Source organism: Pseudoxanthomonas sp. SORGH_AS_0997, from assembly GCF_031453535.1.
Taxonomy (GTDB): Bacteria; Pseudomonadota; Gammaproteobacteria; order Xanthomonadales; family Xanthomonadaceae; genus Pseudoxanthomonas_A; species Pseudoxanthomonas_A winnipegensis.
In genome coordinates this window covers 1,525,390-1,551,883 of record NZ_JAVIZI010000001.1, presented here as the reverse complement: position 1 = coordinate 1,551,883, position 26,494 = coordinate 1,525,390, and the positions used below count along the sequence as shown (strand labels likewise).

The 26,494-nt window shown below is 70.5% G+C and carries 22 protein-coding genes and 1 riboswitch; of the genes, 11 read left to right on the top strand and 11 right to left on the bottom strand.

The features are described from left to right. Positions 1-106 precede the first annotated feature (106 nt). A riboswitch (glycine riboswitch) is annotated at positions 107-221 on the bottom strand. A 308-nt stretch (positions 222-529) separates the two neighbouring features. Next, on the top strand, positions 530-1,780 hold the full coding sequence (locus tag QE438_RS06970; RefSeq protein WP_306991529.1) for a multidrug effflux MFS transporter: 1,251 nt from the start codon (positions 530-532) through the stop codon (positions 1,778-1,780). Positions 1,781-1,794: 14 nt separating this feature from the next. Here QE438_RS06970 and pdeM read toward each other — a convergent pair whose 3' ends face one another. From pdeM to QE438_RS06950, 4 genes are all read right to left on the bottom strand, one after another. Continuing rightward, positions 1,795-2,442, bottom strand: coding sequence for a ligase-associated DNA damage response endonuclease PdeM (gene pdeM, locus QE438_RS06965; protein ID WP_130517791.1), 648 nt, complete (start codon positions 2,440-2,442; stop codon positions 1,795-1,797). After that, the gene (locus QE438_RS06960) at positions 2,432-5,140 is read right to left on the bottom strand and encodes a DEAD/DEAH box helicase (RefSeq protein WP_307184145.1); all 2,709 of its coding nucleotides are present in this window, start codon (positions 5,138-5,140) and stop codon (positions 2,432-2,434) included. The genes pdeM and QE438_RS06960 overlap by 11 nt, the downstream gene beginning before the upstream one ends. A gap of 89 nt (positions 5,141-5,229) precedes the next feature. Further along, positions 5,230-6,834, bottom strand: a complete 1,605-nt coding sequence (locus tag QE438_RS06955; protein WP_306991531.1) for an ATP-dependent DNA ligase — start codon at positions 6,832-6,834, stop codon at positions 5,230-5,232. A gap of 181 nt (positions 6,835-7,015) precedes the next feature. Beyond that, positions 7,016-8,017 carry a ligase-associated DNA damage response exonuclease gene (locus QE438_RS06950; protein WP_306991532.1) on the bottom strand — a complete coding sequence of 334 codons (1,002 nt, stop codon included), beginning with the start codon at positions 8,015-8,017 and terminating at the stop codon, positions 7,016-7,018. Positions 8,018-8,296: 279 nt separating this feature from the next. Between QE438_RS06950 and QE438_RS06945 the strand changes: the two genes are divergently transcribed. Together QE438_RS06945 and QE438_RS06940 are read left to right on the top strand one after the other, a co-directional pair. Then, positions 8,297-8,716, top strand: coding sequence for a hypothetical protein (locus QE438_RS06945; RefSeq protein WP_309733031.1), 420 nt, complete (start codon positions 8,297-8,299; stop codon positions 8,714-8,716). A 39-nt stretch (positions 8,717-8,755) separates the two neighbouring features. Next, positions 8,756-10,396 carry an acyl-CoA dehydrogenase family protein gene (locus QE438_RS06940; RefSeq protein WP_306996102.1) on the top strand — a complete coding sequence of 547 codons (1,641 nt, stop codon included), beginning with the start codon at positions 8,756-8,758 and terminating at the stop codon, positions 10,394-10,396. A gap of 8 nt (positions 10,397-10,404) precedes the next feature. On the opposite strand, the gene QE438_RS06935 is transcribed toward QE438_RS06940, so the two are convergent. Then, a complete protein-coding gene (locus tag QE438_RS06935; protein ID WP_306991536.1) occupies positions 10,405-10,917 on the bottom strand; it encodes a hypothetical protein in 513 nt (170 codons plus the stop codon). A 24-nt stretch (positions 10,918-10,941) separates the two neighbouring features. Continuing rightward, a complete protein-coding gene (fabR, locus tag QE438_RS06930) occupies positions 10,942-11,589 on the bottom strand; it encodes an HTH-type transcriptional repressor FabR (RefSeq protein ID WP_130518736.1) in 648 nt (215 codons plus the stop codon). Positions 11,590-11,711: 122 nt separating this feature from the next. On the opposite strand from fabR, the gene QE438_RS06925 reads away from it, so the two are divergent. The 3 genes from QE438_RS06925 (at position 11,712) to QE438_RS06915 (ending at position 14,433) form a co-directional block, all read left to right on the top strand. Continuing rightward, complete coding sequence (locus tag QE438_RS06925) at positions 11,712-12,794, top strand: ferredoxin reductase (RefSeq protein ID WP_307183985.1); 1,083 nt, start codon at positions 11,712-11,714, stop codon at positions 12,792-12,794. Beyond that, positions 12,795-13,925 (top strand): acyl-CoA desaturase, encoded by a 1,131-nt coding sequence (locus QE438_RS06920; RefSeq protein WP_130517801.1) that lies wholly within the window; start codon positions 12,795-12,797, stop codon positions 13,923-13,925. Positions 13,926-14,013: 88 nt separating this feature from the next. Next, positions 14,014-14,433 carry a hypothetical protein gene (locus QE438_RS06915; RefSeq protein WP_131659723.1) on the top strand — a complete coding sequence of 140 codons (420 nt, stop codon included), beginning with the start codon at positions 14,014-14,016 and terminating at the stop codon, positions 14,431-14,433. 709 nt (positions 14,434-15,142) lie between these two features. Here QE438_RS06915 and QE438_RS06910 read toward each other — a convergent pair. Then, complete coding sequence (locus tag QE438_RS06910) at positions 15,143-17,302, bottom strand: M3 family metallopeptidase (RefSeq protein WP_306991538.1); 2,160 nt, start codon at positions 17,300-17,302, stop codon at positions 15,143-15,145. A 211-nt stretch (positions 17,303-17,513) separates the two neighbouring features. On the opposite strand from QE438_RS06910, the gene QE438_RS06905 reads away from it, so the two are divergent. Continuing rightward, a complete protein-coding gene (locus QE438_RS06905; RefSeq protein ID WP_306991541.1) occupies positions 17,514-17,996 on the top strand; it encodes a glutathione peroxidase in 483 nt (160 codons plus the stop codon). Positions 17,997-18,185: 189 nt separating this feature from the next. Here QE438_RS06905 and QE438_RS06900 read toward each other — a convergent pair whose 3' ends face one another. The 4 genes from QE438_RS06900 to QE438_RS06885 form a co-directional block, all read right to left on the bottom strand. Then, a complete protein-coding gene (locus QE438_RS06900) occupies positions 18,186-18,965 on the bottom strand; it encodes a ferredoxin--NADP reductase (protein ID WP_130517810.1) in 780 nt (259 codons plus the stop codon). Between the two features lie 136 nt (positions 18,966-19,101). Further along, positions 19,102-20,670 carry a pseudouridine synthase gene (locus QE438_RS06895; protein WP_130532156.1) on the bottom strand — a complete coding sequence of 523 codons (1,569 nt, stop codon included), beginning with the start codon at positions 20,668-20,670 and terminating at the stop codon, positions 19,102-19,104. Continuing rightward, positions 20,663-21,598: an SMC-Scp complex subunit ScpB gene (scpB, locus tag QE438_RS06890; protein ID WP_306991549.1), complete on the bottom strand. Its 936-nt coding sequence runs from the start codon at positions 21,596-21,598 to the stop codon at positions 20,663-20,665. Before scpB ends, QE438_RS06895 begins: the two co-directional genes overlap by 8 nt. 53 nt (positions 21,599-21,651) lie before the next feature. Next, positions 21,652-22,557 carry a ScpA family protein gene (locus tag QE438_RS06885; RefSeq protein WP_130517815.1) on the bottom strand — a complete coding sequence of 302 codons (906 nt, stop codon included), beginning with the start codon at positions 22,555-22,557 and terminating at the stop codon, positions 21,652-21,654. A gap of 408 nt (positions 22,558-22,965) precedes the next feature. Here QE438_RS06885 and QE438_RS06880 point away from each other — a divergent pair, with 408 nt between their 5' ends. From QE438_RS06880 to QE438_RS06865, 4 genes are all read left to right on the top strand, one after another. Beyond that, positions 22,966-23,265: a YciI family protein gene (locus QE438_RS06880; protein WP_130517817.1), complete on the top strand. Its 300-nt coding sequence runs from the start codon at positions 22,966-22,968 to the stop codon at positions 23,263-23,265. Next, positions 23,262-23,546: a BolA family protein gene (locus tag QE438_RS06875; protein WP_130517819.1), complete on the top strand. Its 285-nt coding sequence runs from the start codon at positions 23,262-23,264 to the stop codon at positions 23,544-23,546. Before QE438_RS06880 ends, QE438_RS06875 begins: the two co-directional genes overlap by 4 nt. Positions 23,547-23,699: 153 nt before the next feature. Further along, positions 23,700-24,725 (top strand): LacI family DNA-binding transcriptional regulator, encoded by a 1,026-nt coding sequence (locus QE438_RS06870; protein ID WP_306991552.1) that lies wholly within the window; start codon positions 23,700-23,702, stop codon positions 24,723-24,725. A 101-nt stretch (positions 24,726-24,826) separates the two neighbouring features. Continuing rightward, positions 24,827-26,494, top strand: coding sequence for a glucoamylase family protein (locus tag QE438_RS06865; protein WP_130517823.1), 1,668 nt, complete (start codon positions 24,827-24,829; stop codon positions 26,492-26,494).

The following is a 26,494-nucleotide window of genomic DNA, read 5'->3' as shown; positions in this document are numbered from 1 at the left end:
TCCCCCCGCGCGAAGCGGAGATCCGGCGCCGGCCTGCGGCCTGGCCGCGGGCAACGTCGCCGGGTTCCCGCTTGCGCGGGAACGACGAGCGGATGGAAGCATCCTCTCGCGCCCCTCTGTCCTTCTGCCTGAGAGTTTGGAGGCGCGCTGGACTGCGCCTTGTGCCCCTTCGGCGCCGGCGCCGACCCTTGCGGGCGGCCGGTCTCTCCAGAGTGTGTGCTGCCTGCGGTGGTATCGGGCCTGAGCGATTACGGGCGTTGCGCCTTCGGCAGCGGTGCGGGCCTGGCATGGCCCCGCGCCGCTTCTCCCACCTGTGTTGCCCTGGCGATTATACGGGCCGCGGACGGGTGCGTATCGCTTGCGGCAGCGCGAGCCGGGCGAGCCCTGTTCAGTGCCGTGCGGCAAGACGCTGTGCGCAGCGCCTATCATGGGCACCAACCCGCCTTCCTTCCCCGTCACGCCGCGCCCTGCGCGCGGCGCGCCCGCCGTGCCGTCCGCGCGGCAGGCCCCCGCTTTCCCGGACCCCCGCATGCCGTTGCCCGCCACCTCGACGCGTCGTCTCGCCCTGCTGCTGGCGGGGCTGGCGATGTTCGGCCCGTTCTCCATCGACACCATCTTCCCGGCCTTCCCGCAGCTGGCCCGGCGCCTGGGCGTGGACCAGACCGCGGTGCAGCAGACCGTCAGCGTCTATCTGCTGGCCTATGGCGTGATGAGCCTGGCCCATGGCGCGCTGTCCGACGCGTTCGGGCGGCGGCGGGTGATCCTGGCCGGGCTGTGCGTGTTCGTGGCCGCCTCGGCCGGCTGCGCGCTGTCGCGCGATCTGGGCACGCTGCTGCTGTTCCGCGCGCTGCAGGGCTTCTCGGCCGGCGCCGGCATGATCGTCGGCCGCGCGGTGATCCGCGACCTCTACGCCGGCCCGCTGGCGCAGAAGCTGATGAGCCAGGTGTCGATGATCTTCGGCATCGCCCCGGCCATCGCGCCGATCATGGGCGGCTGGATCCTGGGCACTGGCCTTGGCTGGCCGATGATCTTCTGGTTCCTGATGGTCTTCGGCCTGCTGCTGTTGCTGGCCACCGCGGCCTGGCTGCCCGAGACCCTGCCCGTGGACGCGCGCACGCCGCTGTCGCCGCGCGGGCTGGCGCGGCGCTATGCCTCGATCGGGCTGGACCGGCGCTTTCAGCGGCTGGCCGCGTCCGGCGCGCTGGCCTTCGGCGGGGTCTTCCTCTACATCGCCTCGGCGCCGGTGTTCGTGCTCGAACTGCTGGGCAAGACCGAGCAGGAGTTCGCTTGGCTGTTCCTGCCCACCATCGGCGGAATGACCCTGGGCGCGTGGCTGTCCGGGCGCATGGCCGGCAGGATGAAGCCGGCCGCCCAGGCGCGGCTGGGCTTCGTCTGCTGCGGCGTGTCCGGCGTGGCCAGCATCGTCTACGCGCTGCTGGCGCCGCGCCTGCAGGTGCCGTGGGCGGTGCTGCCGATCTTCGTGGCCGGCACCGGCATGGGCCTGGTGTTCCCGATCCTGGCGCTGGCGGTGCTGGACCTGTACCCGCATCAGCGCGGGCTGGCGTCCTCGTTGCAGGCCTTCGTGCAGCTGATGGTCAGCGCGCTGGTCGCCGGCGTGGTCTCGCCGCTGGTGGCGCATCACCCGGTCAAGCTTGCGCTGGCCGCCAGTGCCTTCTTCCTGGCCGGCTGGCTGTGCTGGAAGGCCGACCGCCGCGCCGGCCGCCGCCTGCCGCGCCAGGACGCGATCACCCCGCGCCTGGAGCCGCAGGACAACGTCTAGAAGCCCAGCGCCGCTCAGGCCGGCGGCAGCGCGATCGCCTGGCCCTCGACGCAGGCGATCAGCCGCTCGCCCGGGGCCAGGTCCGGCACCACGCCGGCGGTGAACTGCGAGAACGCCGGCAGCACCGTCATCTCCTGGCGCAGCAGGAAGGCCGGCCAGCGCACCGTGGTGCCCGGCGCCTTGAACACCGGATGCAGATGGCCGCACAGCACGTGCCGCTGCGGGTCGGGCTGCGGGTGGTGGCGCAGCACGAACGGCCCGTCCTCGACACTGTCCGGAAACACCTCGAAGCCCAGGTCGGCGGCGGCGTCCAGGTCGCGGTCGTGGTTGCCGGCCAGCGCGATCACGCGCAGGTGATGGTGCTGGCGCCGCCACCGGTCCACATGTCCGCGCCAGCTGGCCTGCGGCGCCGGGCCGTGCAGCACGTCGCCCAGCACCCACAGCTCGTGCGCGCCGGTGTGTTCGACCAGCGCCGCCAGCCGGGCCAGGTCGTGGTGGGTGCCGCCGCTGGGCAGGGCGATGCCGGCGCGACGGAAGATGTCGCCCTTGCCCAGGTGCAGGTCGGCGATCAGCAGGCGCCGGCGCGCGGGCCAGTACAGCGCCCGGTCGCCCAGGGCGCGCATCGGTTCACCGGCCAGCATCAGGTCCAGCTCAACGGCCATGCTTGCGTTCCAGCTGCTGCGCGGCGCGCTGCACGCGCGTACTCCAGTCCTCGGTGCTGAGCTGGCCGCGCAGGCTCTCGGCCCACAGCGGGAAGGACAGCGGCGTCAGGCTGGCCGGGGTGCACAGCCGCAGCTGGCGCCGGGCGCAATCGTGCAGGGTGTCGGTGAGGCGGTCCAGCTCCAGCACGCCGCTGAACAGCTCGCGCTGGGCCTGGTGCAGCAGCAGGTGGTCGGGGTCGTGGCGGGTCAGCACGTCGAACAGCAGCCCGCTGGAGGCCTGCAGCTGGCGCATGCTGCGCGGCGTCTTGCCGGGCAGGGACGGCGGCAGCAGGCCGGCCACGCGCGCGATCTCGCGGAACTGGCGGCGCGCCAGCTCGCCCAGGTTGAGGCTGGCGGTGAGGTCCTCCAGCAGCCGCGCGGGCGAGAGCAGGGCGCGCAGGGTGTCCTCTTCCAGCTCGACCGCATTGGCGGGCGAGAGCACCAGCCCGTAGTCGTTGGCGGCGAAGGCGAAGGTGTTGGCGTGCAGCCGGCCCCAGCGCAGCGCCAGCAGCGCGGCCAGGCCCTCGTGCACCTGGCGTCCGGCGAAGGGGTACAGGAACACGTGCAGGCCATCGCGCGCCTTGACCCGCTCGCACAGCAGGCTGCCCGGCGCGGGCAGGGCGGACAGGCGCGCCTGCAGGGACAGCAGCGGGGCGATCGCGCGCAGCTCCGGCGCGGCGTGGTCGCCGCCGAAGACGGCCTCCACCTCGTGCCCCAGCTCGGAGGACAGCGGCATGCGCCCGCCCATCCACTTGGGCACGGTGCCGTCGCCGCGCTTGGCCACGCGCACGTAGGCGGTCATGTCTTCCAGGCGCACCAGTTCCAGCGTGCGGCCGGCGAACTGGAAGCGGTCGCCGCGCCGTAGGCGGCCGACGAACTGTTCCTCGATCGAGCCCAGTCCGCCGCCGCGCAGGAACTTCACCTGCACCGCACCGTCGCTGGTGATGGTGCCGATGGACAGCCGGTGGCGCAGGGCGACCTTGCGGTCGTGCACGCGGTAGACGCCGTCCTCGTCGTGCACCACCTTGTGGAAATCCGGGTAGCGGTCCAGCGCGCTGCCGCCGCGTTCGATGAAGTCCAGCACCGCGCGCCAGGTGACCTGGTCCAGCGCGGCGAAGGCCTGGGTGTTGCGCACCTCGGCCAGCAGCGCGTCCGCCTCGAAGCCGCCGCCCAGCGCCAGGGTGACGCAGTGCTGGGCCAGCACGTCCAGCGACAGGCGCGGGGCGTGGCGCGGCTCGATCGCATTGCGGGCGATGGCCTGGCGCGCGGCGGCGTATTCGACCAGTTCCAGCGCATGGGTCGGCACGCACACCACGTGGCCGGCCTCGCCCGGACGATGGCGCGCGCGGCCGGCGCGCTGCAGCAGGCGCGCGATGCCCTTGGGGCTGCCGACCTGCAGCACCTGGTCCACCGCCGGGAAGTCCACGCCCAGGTCCAGGCTGGAAGTGGCCACCACGCAGCGCAGCGTGCCGGCGCGCAGGCCGGCCTCGGCCTGCGCGCGCAGCTTGGGACCGAGCGAGCCGTGGTGCAGGGCCAGGGTCTCCAGCGCCTCGGGCCAGACCGAGGCCAGCGCCTGGTGCCACAGCTCGGCCTGCGCGCGGGTATTGGTGAACACCAGGCTGGTGCGCACCGACATCAGCTTGTCCAGCACGCGCGCCAGCTGCGCCAAACCCAGATGGCCCGACCACGGGAAGCGCTCGCCCGCCTTGGGCCGCAGGGTCTCGATCACCAGGGTGCGGGGGCGGACGCCGGAGACGAGTGCAAAGCTGGGACCGGGGACCGGGGACCCGGGACCCGGGAGTGAAACAGAAGCGTTGGCTTGCCCAGTGGCCGTGACACGTGCGGTCAACGCTTTCCCGGGTCCCGGGTCCCGGGTCCCCGGTCCCGCCTCCACCACCGGCATCAACGCCCCCGCAGCCTCCTCCAGATTCCCCAGCGTCGCCGACAGCCCCCAGGTCCTCATGCGCGGCGAGAGGGCGCGCAGGCGGGCCAGTGCCAGCTGCAGCAGCACGCCGCGCTTGTTGGGCAGCAGCTCGTGCCATTCGTCGACGATGACCGCGCGGATCTGGCGCAGCTGGGGTGCGGTGTCGGGATAGGACAGCAGCAGGGCCAGCGACTCGGGCGTGGTCACCAGCACGTCCAGCTTGCCGGCGCGGGCCAGGCGCTTGTCGCGCGCGCTGGCATCGCCGGTGCGCTGGCCGACCTGCCAGTCCAGGCCGACGCCGGCGATGGCCTCGCTCAGCGCGCGGGTGGTGTCGGCGGCGAGCGCCTTGAGCGGGGTGATCCACAGCACCTGAAGGGGGCGGACGCGGTTGTTCTTTTTTTTGGGGGGCGGGGTGGGTTCTGCGTCCATCGCGCCGTGCGACGAGGTGCCTTCCGGAGCCAAGGCCATCTGAGGGGCCGGATCAGGGCGTGCGCCTCGCGCTGTTTCGGTCCTGGCTTGCGGGCGCAGCCTCACCCCAACCCCTCTCCCGGGGGGAGAGGGGCTTGCGGCGGCTTCTTGCAGGGCTTCGAGTAGCGGGCCGCCGAAGGCGGCCAGGGTCTTGCCGCTGCCGGTCGGGGTGTGCAGCAGGCCGGAGCGGCCGGCCAGGTAGTGCTGCCAGACCTCGCGCTGGAACGGCAGCGGCTTCCAGCCGCGCGTGCCCAGCCAGGCCTGCAGCGGCGCGTCGAAGGCGCGCGCGCGCGTCGGACGCGTCGCCTTCGGCTGCGCCTCGTCAGTGCGGCCGGTCGCCGCGGTCTTGCGGGGCGTCACCGCGCCAGCGCCTTGAGGTCTTCCAGCCGGTCGGCCTGCGCCATCGGCTTGTCGTGGCGCCAGCGCAGGATGCGCGGGAAGCGCGTGGCCACGCCGGACTTGTGCCGCTTACTCAGGTTGACCGCCTCGAAGCCCAGTTCGAACACGTGGTGCGGCGTGACCGCGCGTACCGGCCCGAAGCGCTCTGTGGTGTGCGCGCGGATCCAGCTGTCCAGCTTGAGGATCTCCGTATCGTCCAGCCCAGAATAGGCCTTGGCCACCGGCACCAGCGTGTCGCCGTCCCACAGGCCGAAGGTGTAGTCGGTGTACAGCGTGCTGCGCCGGCCGTGACCGGCCTGGGCGTAGAGCAGCACGGCATCGATGGTCAGCGGATCGATCTTCCACTTCCACCAGTCGCCGCGCCGGCGGCCGCCCTGGTAGGTGGAACTGCCGCGCTTGAGCATCAGCCCCTCCACGCCGCGCGTGCGCGAATCCTCGCGCAGCTGCGCGGCGGCGTCCCAGTCGGCGGCCTGGACCTGCGGGGACAGGACGATGCGCGGATCGGCGTGCGCGGTGAGCAGCTGTTCCAGCAGGGCGCGGCGCTGGTCCAGCGGCTGCTCGCGCAGGTCCTCGCCATCCAGCTCCAGCAGGTCGTAGGCCTGCACGCGCGCGGGCGTGTCGGCCAGCGTCTTGGCGCCGGGCTTGCGACGCTGGATGCGGGTCTGCAGGGCGGTGAAGGGCAGCGGCGCGTCTTCGCCGGCGCGCCAGGCCAGCAGCTCGCCGTCGATCACGCAGTCGCGCGGCAGCGTGGCCGCGGCCGCTTCGATCTCCGGGAAGCGCCCGTCCAGGCGCTCCTCGCCGCGCGACCACAGCGCCACCTCGCCGTGGCGGCGGATCAGCTGCAGGCGGATGCCGTCCCATTTCCATTCCAGGCGCCAGTGACCGATGTCGCCCAGCGATCCGACCTCGGCCTCCAGCGGCGAGGCCAGGAAGAACGGATACGGCTGCTGGCGATCGCCAGGCAGCTCCTCGTCGGAAAGCAGGTCCTGCAGGAACTGCGGCGTCGGCGCCCAGGTCCCAAGCATGCGCTGGGCGATGCGTGCGATGTCGATGCCGCTCATCTCCGCCAGCGCCTGCTGCACCAGCCGCTGCGACACGCCCACGCGCAACGCGCCGGTCAGCAGCTTGTTGAATACCAGCCGCTGCGCATAGGGCAGGGCATGCCAGGCCTCGACGATGACTGCGCGGCGCACGGCTTCGTCCCGGTTGGCCACCGGCAGCAGACGCTCCTCGATCCATTCGGCCAGGCCCACGTCCGGCGGAGGGGCGGCCGGGTCGTCCAGCAGCAGGGCCAGGGTCTCGGCCAGGTCGCCGACATGGTCGTAGCTGTCGTCCACCAGCCAGTCCGGCGTGGCCGATTCCTGCGCGATCCACGCGCGCAGCTCGCCGGTGCCGGCGATCTTCTGCCGCGGGCCGGTGATCTTGCCGCCGGCCAGCAGGTACAGCGCCCACACCGCATCGCGCGGCGGCGCATCGCGGAAATAGGCGATCAGCGCCGCGCGCTTGTCCAGCGTGGCGGTGCTCTCGTCCAGCGCCTTGTACAGCTCGGCAAAGCGCTTCATGCCGACCACCGGCCAGACACGTCCATCTCTCCGTTCTCGCGCATCCACACCGCGTCATTCCCGCGCACGCGGGAATCCAGGGACTTTGCTTTCGGTCCCACGGCACAGCCGCACGATGAGGACGAGAACGCGCCGGCGCAGGCAGCAAGGCGAGCGCGCGAAGGCGACAACACGGCCCGCTTCACTCTTCGCTCCCGTAATCGGTGCGGAAGGCTTCGGCCGCGATGCCGGCCTCGTTCATCGCGCGGATGATGGCGTCGGTGTTGCCGTGCGTGGCGATCACCCGACGCGCACCGGTCTCGCGCACGGTGCGCAGCAGATCCGGCCAATCGGCGTGGTCGGAGACCACGAAGCCGCGATCGTAATTGCGCCGACGACGGTTGCCGCGCACGCGCATCCAGCCCGAGGCGAAGCCCTGCTGCGCCTTGCGGAAGCGCCGGATCCACGGGCTGCCCGCCGCCGACGGCGGCGCCAGGATCAGCTGGCCGGCGTAGTCGCTGCCCTTGGCCGTCTCCGACACCGGCAAGGTGTCGAGCATGGCGATGCCCGCGCCGCGATAGACCTCCACGCCGGCCTGGATCGCGCCGTGCAACAGCGCCGGCTGATCGTCCAGGTCGCGCAGCTCGGCCAGCAGCCGCTGCGCCTTGCCCAGTGCGTAGCAGTAGAGGATCGCCGCCTCGCCGCGCTGCGCGCAGTGCCGGCGCCAGGCGACGATCTCGCGCGCGACCTCGGTCGTGTCCGGCCAGCGGTAGATGGGCAGGCCGAAGGTCGCCTCGGTGATGAAGGTGTCGCACTGCACCACCTCGAACGGCGCGCAGGTCGGGTCCGGCTGACGCTTGTAGTCGCCCGAGGCGACCCAGACCTGATCGCCCACTTCCACCCGCACCTGCGCCGAGCCCAGGACATGGCCGGCCGAATGCAGCGACAGGCGCGCATCGCCGATCCGGAAGGCCTCGCCGTAATCGTGGATGGCGTAGTCCTGCTCGCCCAGCCGCCACTGCAGGATCGGCAGGCTCTCGCGCGTGGCCCAGTAACGGCCCATGCCGGTGCGCGCATGGTCGCCGTGACCGTGGGTGATCACCGCGCGCGGCACCGGCCGCCAGGGGTCGATATGGAAATCGCCGGCCGGGCAATACAGCCCTTCGGGACGCAGGACGATCAGGTCGTTTGAGGCTTGGGCCATGGTCGGGAGGGTGCGGACTGGGATGTGCACAGGCCGCCAACGTTGGGACGGGCCGTCTCAGAACCTGAGATCGAACCCGAACCGCAGCTGACGCATCGGGCTTACGCCACCACAACACCCCCGTGGGCAAGCTGCAGACAAGCAGACCCGGGAGGACTCATGAAAACAACGCTGCTACCCATGCTGCTGCTTGCGCTGAGCGCCTGCGCACCCGAGGCGCCGCAGGCCGACGCACCGGTTGCTTCAGCGCCTGCGGCTTCCACGACACCGGTCGCATCGATGCCGGCCTCAGAACCGGCTGCGCCGCAGGCGTCGGACAAGGACGCCGAGGTCGATGCCCGCATCGATCAGGTCCTGGGCGACCACGCGGCCTATCGCAGCGTGTTGGAGCGGCTGCAGGTGGCAGTCAAGGCGGACGACCGACCCGCCGTGGCGGCGCTGATGCGCTATCCCTTCGAGGTGCGCCTGGCCGATCGCAAGCGGCGCATCGACAACGCGCAGGACTTCGTCGCGCAGTACGAGCAGATCCTGACGCCCGCCATCGCGCAGGTCATCACCGCCCAGCGCTATGGCGCGCTCCAGGTGAACCAGAACGGCGTGATGCTGGGCAGCGGCCAGGTGTGGATCAACGGCGTGTGCAACGACGCGGCCTGCAAGGATGTCGACGTCAAGGTCGTCGCGCTGCAGCAGGGCGGCTGACCGTTCCTGCGGCACAATCGGCGCGGGAGGACACCGATGATGGAACACCGCGCCACGCCTGCCTTCGAGACCCACACGGTCGACAACCAGCCGCCGGAGTTCGCGCCGCGCGATCTCTGGACCGACGATGTAGTGCTGCGTGAGGGCTGCATGCGGGAGGGCGCCGGCGACTTCGCCGCCGCGCTGCGGGCCTATGGCGCACAGGCAGGCAGCGAACTCTATGCCCTGGGCTTCGACGCCAATCGTGACAAGCCGCGGCTGAAGACGCACGACCGCTTCGGCCGGCGTATCGATCTGGTCGAATTCCATCCCGCCTATCACCAGTTGCTGCACGCGGCCAAGGCCGGCGGCGTCGCCGGGCTGTCCTGGCACACGCCCCGGCCGGGCGCGCATGTCGCCCGGGCCGCGCTCAGCTATCTGCATCACCAGGCCGAGGCCGGCACCAGCTGCCCGTTGACCATGACCCACGCCGCGGTCCCGGTACTGCGCCGCGAGCCCGCCTTGCGCGAATGGGCGGAAAAGGCCGCCGCCCCGCACTACGACCCGCGCGATGTGCCCATCGCCGACAAGGCCGGCATCACGCTCGGCATGGGCATGACCGAGAAGCAGGGCGGCTCGGACGTGCGCAGCAACGCTACGCGCGCCACGCCGCTGGCGGGCGAGGGCGAGTACGCGCTGGTCGGGCACAAATGGTTCTTCTCCGCGCCCATGTCCGACGGCTGGCTGGTCCTGGCCCAGGCGCCGGGTGGCCTGAGCTGCTTCCTGATGCCGCGCCGCCTGCCCGATGGCGAGAAGAACGCCTTCCGGCTGATGCGGCTCAAGGACAAGCTGGGCGACTGGGCCAACGCGTCCAGCGAGGTCGAGTTCACCGGCGCCTGGGCACGGCGCATCGGCGAGGAAGGGCGCGGCGTGGCCACCATCCTGCAGATGGTCATGCTCACCCGGCTGGACTGCATGCTCGGCGCCACCGCCGAGATGCGCATGGCCCAGGCCCAGGCCGTGCACCACGCGCGCCATCGCGCCAGCTTCGGCCAGCCGCTGGCCGCCCATGCGCTGATGCGCAACGTGCTGGCCGACCTGACGCTGGAATGGGAGGCCGCGCTGGCCCTGGCCCTGCGCGTGGCCGGCGCGGTCGATCGCGGCGCGGACGATCCGCACGAGGCCGCGCTGGCGCGCGTGACCACCGCCATCGGCAAGTACTGGCTGTGCCGCCGCGCGCCGGCCTTCGTCAACGAGGCGCAGGAATGCCTGGGCGGCGCCGGCTACGTCGAGGAATCGATCCTGCCGCGCCTGTTCCGGCAGTCGCCGCTCAACGGCATCTGGGAAGGCAGCGGCAATATCCAGTGCCTGGACGTGCTGCGCGCCTTGGGCAGGGAGCCCGACTGCGGCCAGGCGCTGCTGGACGAGCTGAACGCCGCGCGCGGGCAGGATCACGACTACGACCGCCAGCTGGACCTCGTCGCCGCGCAGCTGGCCGGCCGCGAACTGATCGAATCCGGCGCGCGCCTGCTGGTCGAGCGCCTGGCGCTGTTGCTGCAGGCCGGCGTGCTGCTGCGCACGGGCAGCCCCGTGGCCGAGCCGTTCTGCCGCTCGCGCCTGGGCGGCGCGCACGGACTGGCGATGGGCACGCTGCCGGCGGAGACGGATTTCGCGCGCCTGATCGGGCGTGCGCTTCCCTGAAACAAGTTTCAGCGGTTGAGCACCCACTCGCGAACGGCATCGATGTCGCCGGGTTCCACGTCGATCAAGAGTGCCGCGAGTGATACATGGCCCGATGCAGCCGCACTGGCGGCCAGCGCGCTTGCACAGAGTTCCACGCTTGCGCCCGCCGAGACTGCTTGAGCGGCCAGATGGGGCATCAATTTCAGGGCATCAAAGTAGGGTGCTTCGAGCGCGCTGGGAATTTCGATGCGCCGTTCGCCGCGTGCGATCTCAATGCACGCAGGAAGTAGGAAATAGCTGAAAGTTGCGCGCGTTGGGTCACTTTGGAGCGCCGCGACAAGATGAGGCACCGCCGCGAATGAGGCTGGGTAGACATCGCCTTGATGGCAAAGTGCGCTCCACAGCGAAAACCATGGCTCCGACTGTGGGTTGCTCTCGTCCGGGAAGTTGCGCAGCTGGCGGAGAAGCGCAGGGATGTCCTCTGCGCTCCCGTACGCGTGCCGGAGTTGGGTCCAATCGGTCGAATCGAGCGGCACCATTCGATCTCTCCACCGATCTGAGCGTCAGCGATCGACGCCCACGCCCTTGGCCATCGCGCGCGAGCCGGTCAGGATCATGCGCAGCATGGTGGAGAGCTGGCCGATCAGCTCCGGATCGCGTTCGCGCGGCAGATCCATGGCGCTGGCGCCGGCGGCGAACACCAGGCGGGTGATCGCCTTGGAGACCAGGGCTGGCTGGTGCAGGGTGGCGCCCTCGGCCGCCGCCAGGCGCACCAGGTCCACCTGCAGCTCGTCCTCGAAGTAGGTGAGCTCGCGCTCGACCGCCGCCTTGAACGCGTCCGAGCCGACCATGCCCTCGCGCAGCATCACGTGCAGCAGCTTGTCGTCGGCCCGTAACTGCTCCATGAAAGTCTCCACCGACAGGCGGATCACGCTGCGGTCGGTCGAGGCCGCGCGCTGGCGGGCCTGGCCGATGATCTGGCGCAGCGAGCGGCCGGCCAGGTCGATCAGGGCCACGGCCAGCTCGTCCATGTCGCGGAACTGGCGATAGAAGCTGTTCGGCGCGATCCCGGCCTCGCGCGCGACCTCGCGCAGGCTCAGCGAGGACAGGCTGCGGTGCGGGCCGACCAGGCGCAGGGCGGCGGCCAGCAGGTCCTGGCGCGAGATGGCGGCGCGGCGGCCGCCGCTGGCGTCGTCTGAGCTGGGGTCGATGGCGGCGGACTCGGTAGCGGGCACTGCGGATCCTGGTCCGTGCGGGGCGCCGCCATCATAGCCCCTCACATGAATATACAAGTGTATAGACATCCGTTCTCACGCCTGTATAGTGCATGGTCATGAATGCGATCCGTCGTCCTCGTTCCAGCTCCCCGGTCCAGCGCGTCGCCCGTCGCCTGGTCGAGCCGGCGGTCTTCGACTTCTGGGCCAGCCGGGTCCACCCGCTGTGGAGCTGGGAGCGCCCGCTGGCGCGCCTGCGCGAGCGCCGCCAGGCCGCCGAAGGCGCGGTCACGCTGGTGCTGCAGACCAACCGCCATTTCGCCGGGTTGCGCGCCGGCCAGCACATCAACCTGGGCGTGGAGCTGGACGGCGCCCGGATCACCCGCAGCTACAGCCCCAGCAAGGTCGCCGGCAACCGGATCGAGATCACCGTGCGTGAGGTCGAAGGCGGGCGGGTCAGCCAGCACCTGTGCCGGCACGCGCGCATCGGCGAGGTGTTCACGCTGGGCGCGGCCTTCGGCACCATGACCCTGCCGGCCGCCGTGCACGGGCCCTGGCTGTTCCTGGCCGCCGGCAGCGGCATCACGCCGCTGATGGCGATGCTGCGCGAGCTGGACGCGGCCGGCATGCCGGTCGAGCTGGACCTGGTGTACTGGGCACGCACCCGCGCCGAGGTCTGCTTCGCCGACGAGCTTGCCGCGCTGGCCGCGCGCCATCGCGGTCTGCGCGTCCATCTGCGGCTGACCCGCCAGGCCGATGGCCCGGCGGCGCCGCGCATCGACGACACCGACCTGGCCGCGCTGGTGCCCGAGCTGGGCCATCGCCAGGTGTTCGCCTGCGGCCCGCACGGCTTCGTCCAGAGCGCGCGTGCGCAGCTGGAAGGGCGCGTGGTGCGGTTCGAGGCCGAGGCCTTCACCCCGCCGCGCGCGCTGCCGGGCGAGGGCGGCAGCGTTGCCCTCACCCTGTCACGCAGCGGGCGCACGCTGACCGTGCCGCGCGATGCGTCGCTGCTGGAGGCGCTGGAGGCGCAGGGCCTGCGCCCGGCCTCGGGCTGCCGCATGGGCATCTGCAACACCTGCGCCTGCACCCGGCGCGAGGGCATCACCCGCGACACCCAGACCAATGCGCGTTCGGGCGAGCCCGACGCCACCGTGCGCCTGTGCATCAGCGCCGCGGCCACCGACCTGACGCTGGACCTTTAGATGAGCAAGCACAACCGCCCCCTGTCCCAGGACGAGCTGCAGCGCTTCGGCGCCGAGCTGGACGCCCTGCGCGCCCGCACCGTGGCCACGCTCGGCGCACGCGATGCGCGCTACATCCGCCGCGCAGTCGCGGCGGTGCGCTGGAGCGGCGCGCTGGGCCGCATCGCGCTGTTCGCCGGCGCGGTGGGCGGGGCCTTCGTGCCGGCGCTGCTGTGGCCGCTGTGCGTGCTCGGCACCGCGCTGCTGGCGCTGTCCAAGATCCTGGAGAACATGACCGTCGGCCACAACGTGATCCACGGCCAGTACGACTGGATGGGCGATCCGCAGCTGCACAGCCGCAGCTACGAGTGGGACATCGTGGCCACCAGCGAGAACTGGAAGAAGACGCACAACTTCCGCCACCACACCTACACCAACGTGCGCGGGCTGGATGACGACATCGGCTACGGTCTGCTGCGCATCTTCCCCGAGCAGCGCTGGAAGCCGTTCTACCTGCTGCAGCCGCCGATCGCGGTGGTGTTCTGCCTGCTGTTCGAGTGGGGCGTGGCGATCCAGGACCTGCGTCTGGGCCGCTGGCTGGCCGGCAAGATGAGCTTCAGGCAGCTGCGCGCGCAGTTCGCGCCGGTCGGCCGCAAGATGGGCCGGCAGGTGCTGAAGGACTATGTGCTGTTCCCGGCGCTGGCCGGGCCGTGGTTCCTGCCGGTGCTACTGGGCAACCTGGCGGCGAACATGCTGCGCAGCATCTGGACCTATGTGGTGATCTTCTGCGGTCACTTCACCGCCGATGCGGAGACCTTCCCCAAGGATTGCGTGCGCAACGAGAGCCGTGGCCACTGGTATCTGCGCCAGCTGCGGGGGTCGTCCAACATCTCCGGCGGTGCGCTGGTGGACGTGCTCACCGGCGATCTGAGCCACCAGATCGAGCATCACTTCTTCCCCGACATCCCGGCCAACCGCTACAGCGAGATGGCGGCGGAGGTGCGCGAGATCTGTGCGCGCTACGGGCAGCACTACAACACCGGCTCGCTGTTCAAGCAGTTCAGCCAGGTGGCCTGGCGCATCGTGCGCCATGCGTTCCCGAGCCGGCCGCGCCGGGTGCGCGCGCTGGTCGAGGCGCCCGCGGCCGGCTGAACCGCGCCGCGGGTGCGGAGCGGGCTTCACCGCGCAGCCAGCGGCATCGCGCTAGCGTGGCCGCACACTCACACAAAGGAGTTCGGTCATGCTCAACCGGACCGTCATCCTGTCGATCGCGGCGCTGCCGATCCTGGCCGCCGCGCCGCTGGCGCAGGCGCAGCAGCTCAACCAGCCGCAGCCGGTGCAGATTCCCAATGCGCGCGATGCCTCCGGCACGTCTCCCCAGCGCAGCACCGGGGTGCGCTCGGACGCGGGCCAGCGTGCGACCACGCCGCCGGTCAGTCCCAAGGGGCCTGCTACGGATGCGCAGCGGCCCACGCAGCCCAGCAGCGTCACGCCCACCGCGCCGGCGACGCCCGCACGCGTGATCGATGCGCAGGGCCGGCTGGTGCCGGGCGCGGTGCAGGTTGGTAACAACCAGGTGCTGGACCCGAAGACCGGGCGGATCTATCCAGTGACGCCAGCGGGTGACGGGCTGCGTATTGCGACGCCACCCAAGCCTTGAGTGCTTTAGGGCTTTTAAGAGAAGCTACGTCAGAAAAGCCCGGTGCAAGCCGGGCTTTTTTTGCGCGTTGTGGCTCTTCGCCTGATCAGTGGCGAGAGGGGGAGGGCGCTGACTTCGGAGGGGCAGCGGTCCGGCGGGCGGCGCCCGCTTATCCCTCGATCAGGGCATCCTGCCCTGACTCGGGCGCTCGGCGTCCTGCCTCGCTGGGCGCGGACACCGCCCGCCGGCCCGCTGCCGTGGGCGTCATGGATGGGGCTTCGGTTCGAAAGAAATCCTGATCTATTCGCCGCAAAGCCTCGATTCTGCCGCGCGTGGTACAGAGCGGACAGAATGAATCGCGGCGGCGCGCTTGGTGCTCGCGGAGCGCCAACCGAATCCCACCTGTAGAGCGGAGCTTGCTCCGCTGCGTTTCGTTCGGTTTGTGGGGAAGGCCCAAGCGGAGTCCCCAAGAGGGGATTGCCACAAGCTCCGCTCTACAGGCAGGCCGCTGCGCGATTCGAGGAGGCAGTTGTTCCCACCTGGCCGTGAGGCGCGGTCAATCTTTTCCCATTCAAGCGTTGGCCATCGAGGGGGGAGCCGAGCCGAGGGGCCGCGCTCGGCGTGGTCGAGGCGGGTGGGCGAAATACGCTCACCGCCGCCCACTCATCCCGTCGACAGAGTCGCGTCACCGCCCTGCGGCGACGCGACTTACCTGCTGCGCCGGAAGCCCTCAATCCGCCTTCGCATCCAAACCGCGCTTCTCCAGCAACGGTTCGATCCGCGGCGCGTGTCCGGTGAAGTCGACGAACAGCTTCATCGCGTCCTGGCTGCCGCCCTGGGAGAGCAGGGTCTTGCGGAAGCGGTCGCCGTTGGCGCGGCTCAGGCCGCCGTGCTGCTTGAACCACTGCTGGGTGTTCGCATCCAGCACCTCGGACCAGATGTAGGCGTAGTAGCCGGCCGAATAGCCGCCCATGATGTGGCTGAAGTAGGGCGTGCGGTAGCGCGGCGGCACAGGCGCGTAGGCGATGCCATCGGCCGCCAGCGCCTTGGCTTCGAAGTCCACCACGCCGGACGCGGCCGGGACCTGGTCCTCGGTGATCTGGTGCCAGCGCTGGTCCAGCATCGCCGCGCCCAGGTATTCGGTGGTGGCGAAGCCCTGGTTGAACTTGGCCGCGGCCACGACCTTGTCGAGCAGGGCCTGCGGCATCGGCGCGCCGGTCTGGTGATGCTTGGCGTAATGGCGCAGGATCGCCGGATCGTCGGCCCACATCTCGTTGACCTGCGAGGGGAACTCGACGAAGTCGCGCGGCACGCTGGTGCCGGAGAAGTAGGGGTACTTCACGTCGGAGAACATGCCGTGCAGGGCATGGCCGAACTCGTGGAAGGCGGTGGTGACCTCGTCCCAGGTCAGCAGCGTCGGCTGGCCGGCCGGCGGCTTGGGGATGTTGAGGTGGTTGGCCACCACCGGCTTGTCGCCGGTCAGCGCGGACTGCGACACGTAGGAATTCATCCACGCGCCGCCGCGCTTGGACGCGCGCGCATAGGGGTCGAAGATGAAGATCGCCAGCTGCGAGCCGTCGGCATCGAACACGTCGTAGACGAAGGTGTCGGCGTGGTACTTGGGCAGGTCGTGGCGCTCCTTGAAGCTCAGGCCGAACTCCTGGTTGGCGGCGTAGAACACGCCGTTTTCCAGCACGTTGCGCATCTCCAGGTAGGGCTTGAGCTGGGACTCGTCGAAGTTGTACTTGGCCTGGCGCACCTTCTCGCTGTAGAAGGCCCAGTCCCAGGCGGCCAGTTCGAAGCCCGGCTTGCCGGCGGCCTTCTGCTCGGCGTCGATCATCGCCTGCAGGTCGGCGGCCTCGCGCTTGGCGTTGGCCACGGCAGCCGGGGCCAGCTTGCCCAGCATCGCGTTGACGGCCTCGGGCGTCTTGGCGGTCTGGTTCTCCAGCGAGTAGGCGGCGTAGTTGGGATAGCCGAGCATCTTCGCCTTCTGTGCGCGCAGGGTCATGATGCGCGAGACGATGGCGGTGTTGTCGTAGGCGTTGCCGCGGCTGCCGCGGTTCACCGAGGCCTTGAACAGCTGCTCGCGCGTGGCCCGGTCGGTCAGATGGGTCAGCGGCGGCTGGCCGGTGGTGTTGAGCAGGGTCAGCACGTACTTGCCGGGCAGCTTGCGCGTCTTGGCTTCGTCGGCCGCGGCGGCGATCTCCGCCGCGCTCAGGCCGTCGAGCTGCCTGGCATCGTCCAGCACCAGGGCCGAATCGTTGACCTCGGCCAGCACGTTCTGGCTGAACTTGGTCGACAGCGTGGCCAGCTCGGCGTTCATCGCCTTCAGGCGGGTCTTGTCCGCGTCGGAGAGCTTGGCGCCGGAGCGCACGAAGTCGCCGTAGACCTTCTCGACCAGGCGCAGGCTCTGCGGATCCAGGCCCAGGCCGGCGCGGCCGTCGTAGAGGGTCTGGATGCGCGCGAACAGCTTGCCGTTGAGATTGATCGCATCGCGGTGCGCGGCGAACTTGCCGGCGTAGTCGGCCTGCAGCTGCTTGCGCGTGTCGTTGGTGTCGGTGCCGACCAGGTTGAAGAACACCGAGGTCGCCCGATCCAGCAGCTGGCCGCTCTGCTCCAGCGCCACGAAGGTGTTGTCGAAGCTCGGCTTGGCCGGGTTGTCGGCGATCGCCGCGATCTCCTTGAGCTGCTGCGCCATGCCGGCATCGAAGGCCGGGGCGAAGTCGGCGTCGGTGATCTTGTCGAACTGCGGGTAGTGCAGCGGCAGCGGGCTTTGGACGAAGAACGGATTGCTGGCCTGGCTGGCGGCGGGCGTCGCGGAGGTCTGGGCGTAGGCGGGCATGGCGGTTCCAAGGGCGAGGGCGAGCGCCAGGGTCAGGCGGTGGGTCATGTGGCTCCGGATCGGGGTGGTGGACATCGACCCCCGAGGCTAACCGGGACCCGGCGCCGCAGCCCATGACCGAAGGCATGGACTGACGCAATCGTCACGCGTGACCGGCCACCCTCGATAGCCTAAAATTTGTGACGTAACTCACATAACATTAGGTGGGGCGCCGTCATGGCGCCTATGATCGGTCGGCCAGGGACAACGGAAGGTAGGCATGCGGGGTGTTTTCGAATTCGCGGCGCTGGACATCAATGGCCACGAGCAGCCGCTGGCCGACTGGGCCGGCTCGGTCCTGCTGATCGTCAATGTCGCCTCCCAGTGCGGGTTCACGCCGCAGTACGGCGGCCTTGAGCTGCTGTGGCAGCAGTATCGCGATCGCGGGCTGGTGGTGCTGGGCTTTCCCTGCGACCAGTTCGGTCACCAGGAGCCGGGCGACGAGGCGCAGATCCGCGCCTTCTGCAGCCTCAACTACGCGGTGACCTTCCCGATGTTCGCCAAGGTCGATGTCAACGGGCCGAACGCGCATCCGCTATGGCAGCGGCTCAAGCACGACCGGCCGGGGGTATTCGGCACCGAGCGCATCAAGTGGAACTTCACCAAGTTCCTGGTCGGCCGCAACGGCCAGGTCCTGCGCCGCTATGGATCGCGCAACGCGCCCGCGTCGTTGGCGCGGGACATCGAGGATGCGCTGGGCTGAGCGCGCGCAGCGACTCCTGCCTGCTAACCGTCTCTCAGATCAAGCCGCGGCCTACTTGTAGAGCGGAGCTTGCTCCGCTGCTCTTCGTTCGGTTCGTGGGGGAAGCCCCAGCGGAGCAAGCTCCGCTCTACAGGGAGCCGCCATCGGCCAGAGGGCCACAAAGGCGGCGTTCACGGCGAGGCTTGCCGACTACTTCTCGACGAAGGCGCGCTCGAACACGTAGTGGCCGGGGCTGCCGATGCGCGGGGAGGCCTCGAAGCCGCGGCTGTCCAGCAGCGTGCGCAGGTCGGCCAGCATCTGCGGGCTGCCGCAGATCATGAAGCGATCCCGCGCCGGGTCGATCGGCGGCAGGCCCAGCGTCTGGGCCATCTGCCCGCTGCCCAGCAGCTCGGTCAGCCGGCCCTGGTTGCGGAACGGCTCGCGCGTCACCGCCGGGTAGTACAGCAGCCGCTCGCGCAGCAGCTCGCCCAGCAACTCGTGCTGCGGCAGCTCGCGCTCGAAGTAGTCGCGGTAGGCCAGATCCTGCTCGTAGCGCACACCGTGGGTGAGGATCACCTTGTCGAAGCGCTCATAGGTCTCCGGGTCCTTGACGATGCTCAGCCACGGCGCCATGCCGGTGCCGGTGCCCAGCAGGTACAGGTGCCGGCCCGGGTGCAGGTCGGAGATCAGCAGGGTGCCGGTGGGCTTGCGCCCGATCAGGACGCTGTCGCCAGGCCGGATGTGCTGCAGGCGCGAGGTCAGCGGGCCGTTGGGCACCTTGATGCTGAAGAACTCCAGCTGCTCTTCCCAGTTGGCGCTGGCGATGGAGTAGGCGCGCAGGAGCGGGCGGGTTTCGCCCTCCAGGCCGATCATCACGAACTGGCCGTTCTCGAAACGGAAGGCCTCGCTGCGCGTGGTGGTGAAGCTGAAATAGTCGTCGGTCCAGTGACGGACCTCAAGCACCGTTTCGGCGCCATAAGCGGAAGACATGGGCGGATCGTGTTGGGCAGGGGAGAGGAACGCGTTCCAGTATAGCCGCGAAGATGAGATTGGTTCTCATATCCGCGCGCGTTGGCCGACGGGGCGCCAGGCGCGGACGCGCGAGCCCGCGCGTCCGCCGGCCGGATCAGCCCTGGCCGCCGCCCCGCGGACCGCGACCGCGCGGCGCGCCGCCGGAACGATTGCCGCCCGGGCCGCGGTTGCCACCCGGACGCGGGCCGTTGCCGCCGGGGCGGTTGCCGCCGGCCGGACGACCGCCGGGGCGGGCCTGGCCCTGGCGCTGGCCGTACGGGCTATAGCTGCCGGGCGTGGCGTGGTCGGACGGGAAGCTGGGCGCATTGCCCGGATGCCCGTACGGCTTGGCCTTGCGCTGCTGGCCCTGGCCGGCGCCCTGGCCGCGCGGACCGCGCTCGTCGCCGAAGCCGCCGCCATAGGGGCTGTTGCCGCCGCCACCACCCGGACCGCGGCGCTGGCCGCCGGCCGGCTTGCCGCCGAAGGGCTTCTTCGGGCCGGCGTTGCGGTGGCCGCTCGGGCCGGTGTCCACGCCGTCGGGCACGTACCAGCTGCGGAACGCGGCCGGGTTGCCTTCCGGCAGCGGCTTGGGACCTTTTTCCTTGCGCTGCTTGAACGGCTTCTGCGACTGCTTGGCCGCCGCTTCGCCGCTGACGGTCAGGCCGCCCTTGAAGCCGCCGCCCTTGCCGCGGCCACGGCCGCGATCCTCGCGCACGTTGTCGAAGCGGCGCAGCTCGCGACCTTCGTCGGCGGTGCTGTGGCCGTTGACGTAGGCGTTGCCGGCACCGCGCGCATTGATCTGCAGCGTGGCCTTGGCCGCCTTGCGCTGGCCGATCACCGGCTGCAGCGTCAGCGCGGCCGGGGCGCCGTCCTCCAGGCCCAGCTGCTTGCGCAGCGCCTGGACCTGGGCGTCGGGCAGCTCCTGCGACTGGCCGCGCAGCAGCGGCTGCGGCAGTTCGATGGCGCCGTAGCGGATGCGCTTGAGGCGGCTGACCTGGCAGCCCTGCGATTCCCACAGGCGGCGCACCTCGCGGTTGCGGCCCTCGCTCAGGGTCACGCGGTACCAGTCGTGCGAGTCGGTGCCGCCGATGCGTTCGATCTCGTCGAACTTGGCCGGGCCGTCCTCCAGCGCCACGCCGCGGCGCAGGCGATCGACCAGGTTGTCCGGCACGGTGTCCTGGCCTTCCGGGGCGCGCACGCGCACCACGTACTCGCGGCTGACCTCGAAGGAGGGGTGCATCATCGCGTTGGCCAGCTCGCCGTCGGTGGTCAGCAGCAGCAGGCCGGTGGTGTTGATGTCCAGGCGGCCGATGGCGATCCAGCGCGCGCCCTTGAGCGCGGGCAGGGCCTCGAACACGGTCGGCCGGCCTTCGGGATCCTCGCGCGTGGTCACCTCGCCCTCGGGCTTGTTATAGATCAGCACGCGGGTGGGCTCGGTCAGCGCGCTGGCCACGAAGCTGCGGCCGTCCAGCTCGACGCGGTCGCCGCTGCCGATGGACATGCCGATCTGCGCGGTCTGGCCGTTGACCTTGACCAGGCCATCGGCGATGCGCTGCTCCAGCGCGCGGCGCGAGCCCAGGCCGGCCTGGGCCAGCACCTTGTGCAGGCGCTCCTCCAGGCGGACTTCGGGGGCTGCGGCGGCGTCGCGCTTCAGCGAGAGCTTGCTGCGGGGGGTGTCACTCATGTTTGTGCTCCGACGAGACCGCATCGGCGTCGTCTTCTTGGTGGGTGGTGGAAGCCGGCGCGTCGGTCTGCGGCGCGTCGGTGGGTTCGGCCGCGTCCGCGATGGGCGCGTCGAGGTCGGGGGCGTCCTGCGTGGCCGGCGGCGGCAGGTCGCCGTCGGCGTCCGGCGCGTCCTGCGCCGGCGGGGAATCGGGGGAGGCCGGCTGTTCGCCGTCTTCGTCGGCGCTGGCGGCGTCATCGGCCGGCACGGGCTCCGCATCCGTATCCGCATCCGCGTCGGGCTGGCCCTCGGCGGCGGCGCGGGCCGGCAGCGGGGCGCCGGGCAGCGGCAGCTGCGGGTCGAGCTCGGCGATGTCCTTCAGCTCGGACAGCGGCGGCAGTTCGTCCAGGCGCTTGAGCCCGAAGTAGTCCAGGAAGCCCTTGGTGGTGCCGAACAGCGCCGGCCTGCCGGGCACGTCGCGGTGGCCGACCACGCGGATCCACTCGCGCTCTTCCAGCGCTTGGATGATGTTGCTGCTGACCGCCACGCCGCGCACCTGCTCGATCTCGCCGCGGGTGATCGGCTGGCGGTAGGCGATCAGCGCCAGGGTCTCCAGGGTGGCGCGGGTGTAGCGGGTCTTGCGCTCGGTCCACATGCGGCTGACCCAGGCGTGCACGTCCGGCTTGACCTGGTAGCGCCAGCCGCTGGCCACTTCGACCAGCTCCACGCCGCGCTCGGCGCAGGCCTGGGCGAGCTGTTCCAGCGCCAGGTCCAGGCTGCCTTCCGGCGCCGGGCGGTCCTCCGGGAACAGCTCGGCCAGCTGCGCCAGGCTCATCGGCTGGGCCGAGGCCAGCAGCGCGGCCTCCACGATGCGGTTGATCAGGCCCTGGTCCGCCTGGGCGACCGGGGCGGTCGCGGTGTCCGTATCGAAAGCGTCGTCGTCGTGCATGCGAGGGTCTTGGCCGCGCCGTCAGCGCGTGCGGGTCGTGGTGGCCGGCGCGCTCATGCGTCGTTGGCCGCGTCGGTGTCGTCGAACTCGCTGGAGAACTGCAGCGGCTCGTTGGTGTTGTTCAGCGCCAGGGACTTGATGTAGATCGGCGCCAGCGGGGCCTCCTGGACGATGTCCAGCAGCTGCTCCTTGGCCAGCTCCAGCATCGCCAGGAAGGTCACCAGCACGCCGAGCCGGCCCTCGGCCACGGTGAACATGGTCTCGAAGCGGTGGAACTTGCCGTCCTCCAGCCGCGAGAGCACCTCGCCCATGCGCTGGCGCACGCTCAGCGCCTCGCGCTTGATCGCATGGCCGGAGAACAGCTCGGCGCGCTTGAGCACATCGTGCAGCGCCAGCAGCATCTCCTTCAGGTCCACCTCCGGCGGCACCTTGATGGCGGTGCGGTCCGGCACATGGGCGTGGGCCACGGCTGTGTCGCGGTCCTGGCGGGGCAGGGCGTCGATGTCCTCGGCGGCCTGCTTGAAGCGCTCGTACTCCTGCAGGCGGCGCACCAGGTCGGCGCGCGGGTCGCCTTCCTCGCCGTCCTCGGCCTGGGGCCGCGGCAGCAGCATGCGCGACTTGATCTCGGCCAGGATCGCGGCCATCACCAGGTATTCGGCCGCCAGCTCGAAGCGCAGCTCCTGCATGACGTTGATGTAATCCACGTACTGGCGGGTGATCTCCAGCACCGGGATGTCCAGGATGTCCAGGTTCTGCCGGCGGATCAGGTACAGCAGCAGGTCCAGCGGGCCCTCGAAGGCATCGAGGATGACCTCCAGCGCGTCCGGCGGGATGTACAGATCCTGCGGGATCTGCAGCACCGGCTGGCCATGCACCATCGCCAGCGGCATCTCGTGCTGCTGCGGGCTTTGCGGCTTGTCGGTGGAAGCGGTCGCGTCGGGCGCGGATTGCGATGTCATCGAGGGTCGAAAGCGGGTCGCGTCAACACTGCGGTCCGGACCGGTTGGCGTGGGGGAACGCCGGGGCCGGCCCTGCGATTGCCAGGGGGCATGCGCTTCCCGCAAGGGGCGGCGCCGGGGTACTGCAGGTGGTCAAGCCTTGCGTGGGCGGTCGCGGTGCGCACGTCAGCCAATGCGGCGCTCGCCTGTGGGGAGGGCGGCGGGCAACGAAGGATCAGGTGGTCTGGCCTCAAGGACGCGCTTGGCAGCGTGTGGGTCGCGGGCAGGTCCGGGCGGGCCTGGGCGATGGCCGCTGCGGGTCGTGCCGTGCCAATCAGGTTCGCAGAGTACGGTTTGGCCGGCCGCCTGTCCAGCGCGGGCGCATCCGTACAATCGCAGGCCCATCCGAAGTCCAGCGGTCTTAATGCCATGTGGTACGCCATCGAAGGCCATGATGTCCCCGATTCCCTGCCGCTGCGCCAGCCGGCGCGCCCGGCGCACCTGGCGCGGCTGCAGGCGCTGCTCGATGCCGGCCGGCTGCTGGTGTGCGGGCCGTGCCCGGCGATCGATTCGCCCGATCCCGGGCCGGCCGGCTTCAGCGGCAGCATCGTGATCGCGCAGTTCGACTCGCTGGAGGACGCCCGCGCCTGGGCCGATGCCGACCCCTACGCGCTGGCCGGCGTCTATGCGCGGGTGGACGTGCGTCCGTTCCTGAAGGTGCTGCCGTGAGCGAGGCAACGCGGATCGAGCGCATCCGCCAGGCGCTGGACGCCGGCCTTGCGCCGACGGTGCTGGAGCTGGAGGACGAGAGCCACCGCCACGCCGGCCACGCCGGCGCGCGCGACGGCCGTGGGCACTTCAAGGTGCGCGTGGTCAGCGAGGCCTTCGCCGGCAAGCTGCCGCTGGCCCGGCACCGGCTGGTGTATGCCGCGCTGGGCCCGATGATGCAGACCGACATCCATGCCATGAGCATCGTCGCCCAGACCCCGGGCGAGGCCGCCAGCGCCTGAGCGGGCGCGGGTTGCCCAGGCGTGCGACGGCACCGATTTCGCGGGCTTTTGATCCGGCGCCGCCCTAGCATCGGCCCAAGGTAGGATGGACCGCGCGGAGTGGAAGCGCTTACATTCCGCGCCAGAACCAGTCAGCCAGACCGCGGAGGGCGGATGTCGCGCAACGGAACCATCACCATCCGGGATGTGGCGCGCGAGGCGCAGGTCTCGGTGGCGACCGTCTCGCGGGCGCTCAACGGCCACGACAACGTCGCCGAGGAGGTCCGCAAGCTGGTCCTGGAGACCGCCCGGCGCCTGCGCTACCAGCCGCATGCCGCCGCGCGCAGCCTGAGCAGCCGCAGCACCCAGACCATCGGCGTGGTCCTGCCGGACCTGTACGGCGAGTTCTTCTCGGAGCTGATCCGCGGCATCGACGGCGTGGCGCGCGAGCACCGCCGCCATCTGCTGGTGTCCAGCTACCACGGCGCCCAGGACGCCCAGGGCGCGGCGCTGCGCGCGATGCGCGGGCGCGTGGATGGGCTGCTGGTGCTCTCGCCCTATGCCGACCAGCCGGGCTTTCTCACCGACAACCTGCCCGATGGTCTGCCGGTGGTGCTGATCAACACGCACCTGCCGCACGGCGACTACCCGGTCCTGAACATCGACAACCACGGCGGCGCGGTGGCGATGATGCGCCACCTGGTGGCCATCGGCCGCAGGCGCATCGCCTTCATCGCCGGGCCGGCCTGCAACTTCGACGCGGCCGAGCGGCTGCGCGGCTATCGCGACGCGCTGGCCGAGCTGCTGCCCGGGGTGGCCGAGCAGGTGCTGCCGGGGCGGTTCGACGAGGCCTCGGGCATGGAGGCCGGCACCGCGCTGCTGGCGGCCGGGAGCCGGCCCGATGCGGTCTTCGCCGCCAACGACACCATGGCCCTGGGCTGCCTGTTCGCCTTCAACCAGGCCGGGGTGCGCGTGCCGCAGGACATCGCCCTGGCCGGGTTCGACGATGTGCCGGTGGCACGCTTCGTCCACCCGCCGCTGACCACCATGCGCATCAGCATCGCCGAGCTGGGCGCCAACGCGCTGCGGCGGCTGCTGCAGGACATCCAGGCCAAGGCGCCGCTGGCGCTGCCCGATCCCGCGCCGCTGGTGCCTGAACTGGTGGTGCGCGACTCGGCCCCGGCGGCCGCGGCGCTCTGACTCGGCAGGCCACGGCTGTTAACCTTGCACCACCCCCGCACCGCTTTCGTTTTGCGCCGGACTTCGTTTGCAGGTGTAAACGTTTACATGGATCTTGAGCCTTGAAGACGCGTCGACGCCTCACCTCGCTGCTGCCGCTGACGGCATCGGCCTTGGCCGTGCTGCTGGCGGCCTGCCAGCAGCAACCCGAACCCACGCCCGTCAAGCCGGTCAAGGTGACCGGGCGTCCGCCCGTCGAGCTTCCCGTGGAAGACAAGAAACCCGAATTGCCCGCGCTGTTCCGCGACATCGAGCGCCGGACCTTCCAGTTCTTCTGGGACACCACCAACGAAAGCAACGGCATGACGCCGGACCGCTATCCGTCGCGGCCGTTCGCCTCGGTGGCCTCGGTCGGGTTCGCGCTGACCGCCTATCCGATCGGCATCGAGAACGGCTGGGTCAGCCGCAGCCAGGCGGTGGACCGCACGCTGACCACGCTGAAGTTCCTCTACGAGCTCAAGCAGGGCAAGCAGCCCACCGGCACGGCCGGCTACAAGGGCTTCTACTACCACTTCCTGGACATGCAGACCGGCCAGCGCTTCTCCAGCTGGGTGGAGCTGTCCACAGTGGACACCTCGCTGCTGCTGATGGGCGTGCTGTTCGCCCAGTCCTATTACGACGGCGATGACCCGCGCGAGAAGCAGATCCGCGACCTGGCCGAGCAGATCTACCGGCGCGTGGACTGGACCTGGATCCAGCCGCGCTCGCCGCTGATCTCGATGGGCTGGTTCCCCGAGAGCGGCTTCATCAACCACGACTGGACCGGCTACAGCGAGGGGATGATGGTCTACATCCTGGCGCTGGGCTCGCCCACCCATGCGGTGGAGCCCGACGCCTGGCAGGTGTGGACGCGCACCTACAACGAGATCTGGGGCGTCTATCAGGGCCAGGAGTATCTGTCCTACGGCCCGCTGTTCACCCATCAGTACACGCATATCTGGGTCGACTTCCGCGGCATCCAGGACGACTACATGCGCGAGCACGGCATGGACTACTTCGAGAACAGCCGCCGCGCCGCCTATGCCCATCGCCAGTACGCGATCTCCAACCCGATGAAGTGGAAGGACTACGGCGAGAACGTGTGGGGCCTGACCGCCTCTGACGGTCCCCAGCAGACCCAGCAGGAGTACCGCGGCGAGATGCGCGAGTTCCGCCACTATTCCTCGCGCGGCGCCGGCCTGCGCGACAACTTCGACGACGGCACCATCGCCCCGACCGCGGCCATCGCCTCGCTGCCGTTCGCGCCGGAGATCGTGATCCCGGCCACCGAGGAGATGCACAAGCGCTTCGGCGACTACATCTATTCCAGCTACGGCTTCCTGGACGCGTTCAATCGCAGCTTCACCTACGACATCCCGATCAAGACCGGTCGCGTGGTGCCGGACAACGGCTGGGTCGGCAGCGACTACATCGGCATCGACCAGGGCCCCATCCTGACGATGATCGCCAACTATCGCGACGACTTCGTCTGGAACGTGATGAAGAAGAACCCGCACATCCGCAAGGGACTGGAGCGGGCGGGCTTCACCGGCGGCTGGCTGGCCGGCGAGGACAAAGGCAAGGACGACAAGGACAAGCGCGCGCAGGCCGAGGCGGCCAAGACCGCGCAGGCGCCGGGCCAGATGGACGCGGCCACCGCGCGCGCGCTGGGCACGGCCGAATCGCGCGTGCCCAATTCGCAGTCCGAGCCGCAGCAGCAACAGCAGCAGCGCCCGCAGCAGCCGGGTTGA

Excerpts from the sequence above, each read along its gene's own strand:
- QE438_RS06970 (WP_306991529.1), top strand. The coding sequence starts at position 530 with ATGCCGTTGCCCGCCACCTCGACGCGTCGTCTCGCCCTGCTGCTGGCG.
- pdeM (WP_130517791.1), bottom strand. The coding sequence starts at position 2,442 with ATGGCCGTTGAGCTGGACCTGATGCTGGCCGGTGAACCGATGCGCGCC.
- QE438_RS06955 (WP_306991531.1), bottom strand. The coding sequence starts at position 6,834 with ATGAAGCGCTTTGCCGAGCTGTACAAGGCGCTGGACGAGAGCACCGCC.
- QE438_RS06950 (WP_306991532.1), bottom strand. The coding sequence starts at position 8,017 with ATGGCCCAAGCCTCAAACGACCTGATCGTCCTGCGTCCCGAAGGGCTG.
- QE438_RS06945 (WP_309733031.1), top strand. The coding sequence starts at position 8,297 with ATGCCGGCCTCAGAACCGGCTGCGCCGCAGGCGTCGGACAAGGACGCC.
- QE438_RS06940 (WP_306996102.1), top strand. The coding sequence starts at position 8,756 with ATGGAACACCGCGCCACGCCTGCCTTCGAGACCCACACGGTCGACAAC.
- QE438_RS06935 (WP_306991536.1), bottom strand. The coding sequence starts at position 10,917 with ATGGTGCCGCTCGATTCGACCGATTGGACCCAACTCCGGCACGCGTAC.
- QE438_RS06925 (WP_307183985.1), top strand. The coding sequence starts at position 11,712 with ATGAATGCGATCCGTCGTCCTCGTTCCAGCTCCCCGGTCCAGCGCGTC.
- QE438_RS06920 (WP_130517801.1), top strand. The coding sequence starts at position 12,795 with ATGAGCAAGCACAACCGCCCCCTGTCCCAGGACGAGCTGCAGCGCTTC.
- QE438_RS06915 (WP_131659723.1), top strand. The coding sequence starts at position 14,014 with ATGCTCAACCGGACCGTCATCCTGTCGATCGCGGCGCTGCCGATCCTG.
- QE438_RS06910 (WP_306991538.1), bottom strand. The coding sequence starts at position 17,302 with ATGACCCACCGCCTGACCCTGGCGCTCGCCCTCGCCCTTGGAACCGCC.
- QE438_RS06905 (WP_306991541.1), top strand. The coding sequence starts at position 17,514 with ATGCGGGGTGTTTTCGAATTCGCGGCGCTGGACATCAATGGCCACGAG.
- QE438_RS06900 (WP_130517810.1), bottom strand. The coding sequence starts at position 18,965 with ATGTCTTCCGCTTATGGCGCCGAAACGGTGCTTGAGGTCCGTCACTGG.
- QE438_RS06895 (WP_130532156.1), bottom strand. The coding sequence starts at position 20,670 with ATGAGTGACACCCCCCGCAGCAAGCTCTCGCTGAAGCGCGACGCCGCC.
- scpB (WP_306991549.1), bottom strand. The coding sequence starts at position 21,598 with ATGCACGACGACGACGCTTTCGATACGGACACCGCGACCGCCCCGGTC.
- QE438_RS06885 (WP_130517815.1), bottom strand. The coding sequence starts at position 22,557 with ATGACATCGCAATCCGCGCCCGACGCGACCGCTTCCACCGACAAGCCG.
- QE438_RS06880 (WP_130517817.1), top strand. The coding sequence starts at position 22,966 with ATGTGGTACGCCATCGAAGGCCATGATGTCCCCGATTCCCTGCCGCTG.
- QE438_RS06870 (WP_306991552.1), top strand. The coding sequence starts at position 23,700 with ATGTCGCGCAACGGAACCATCACCATCCGGGATGTGGCGCGCGAGGCG.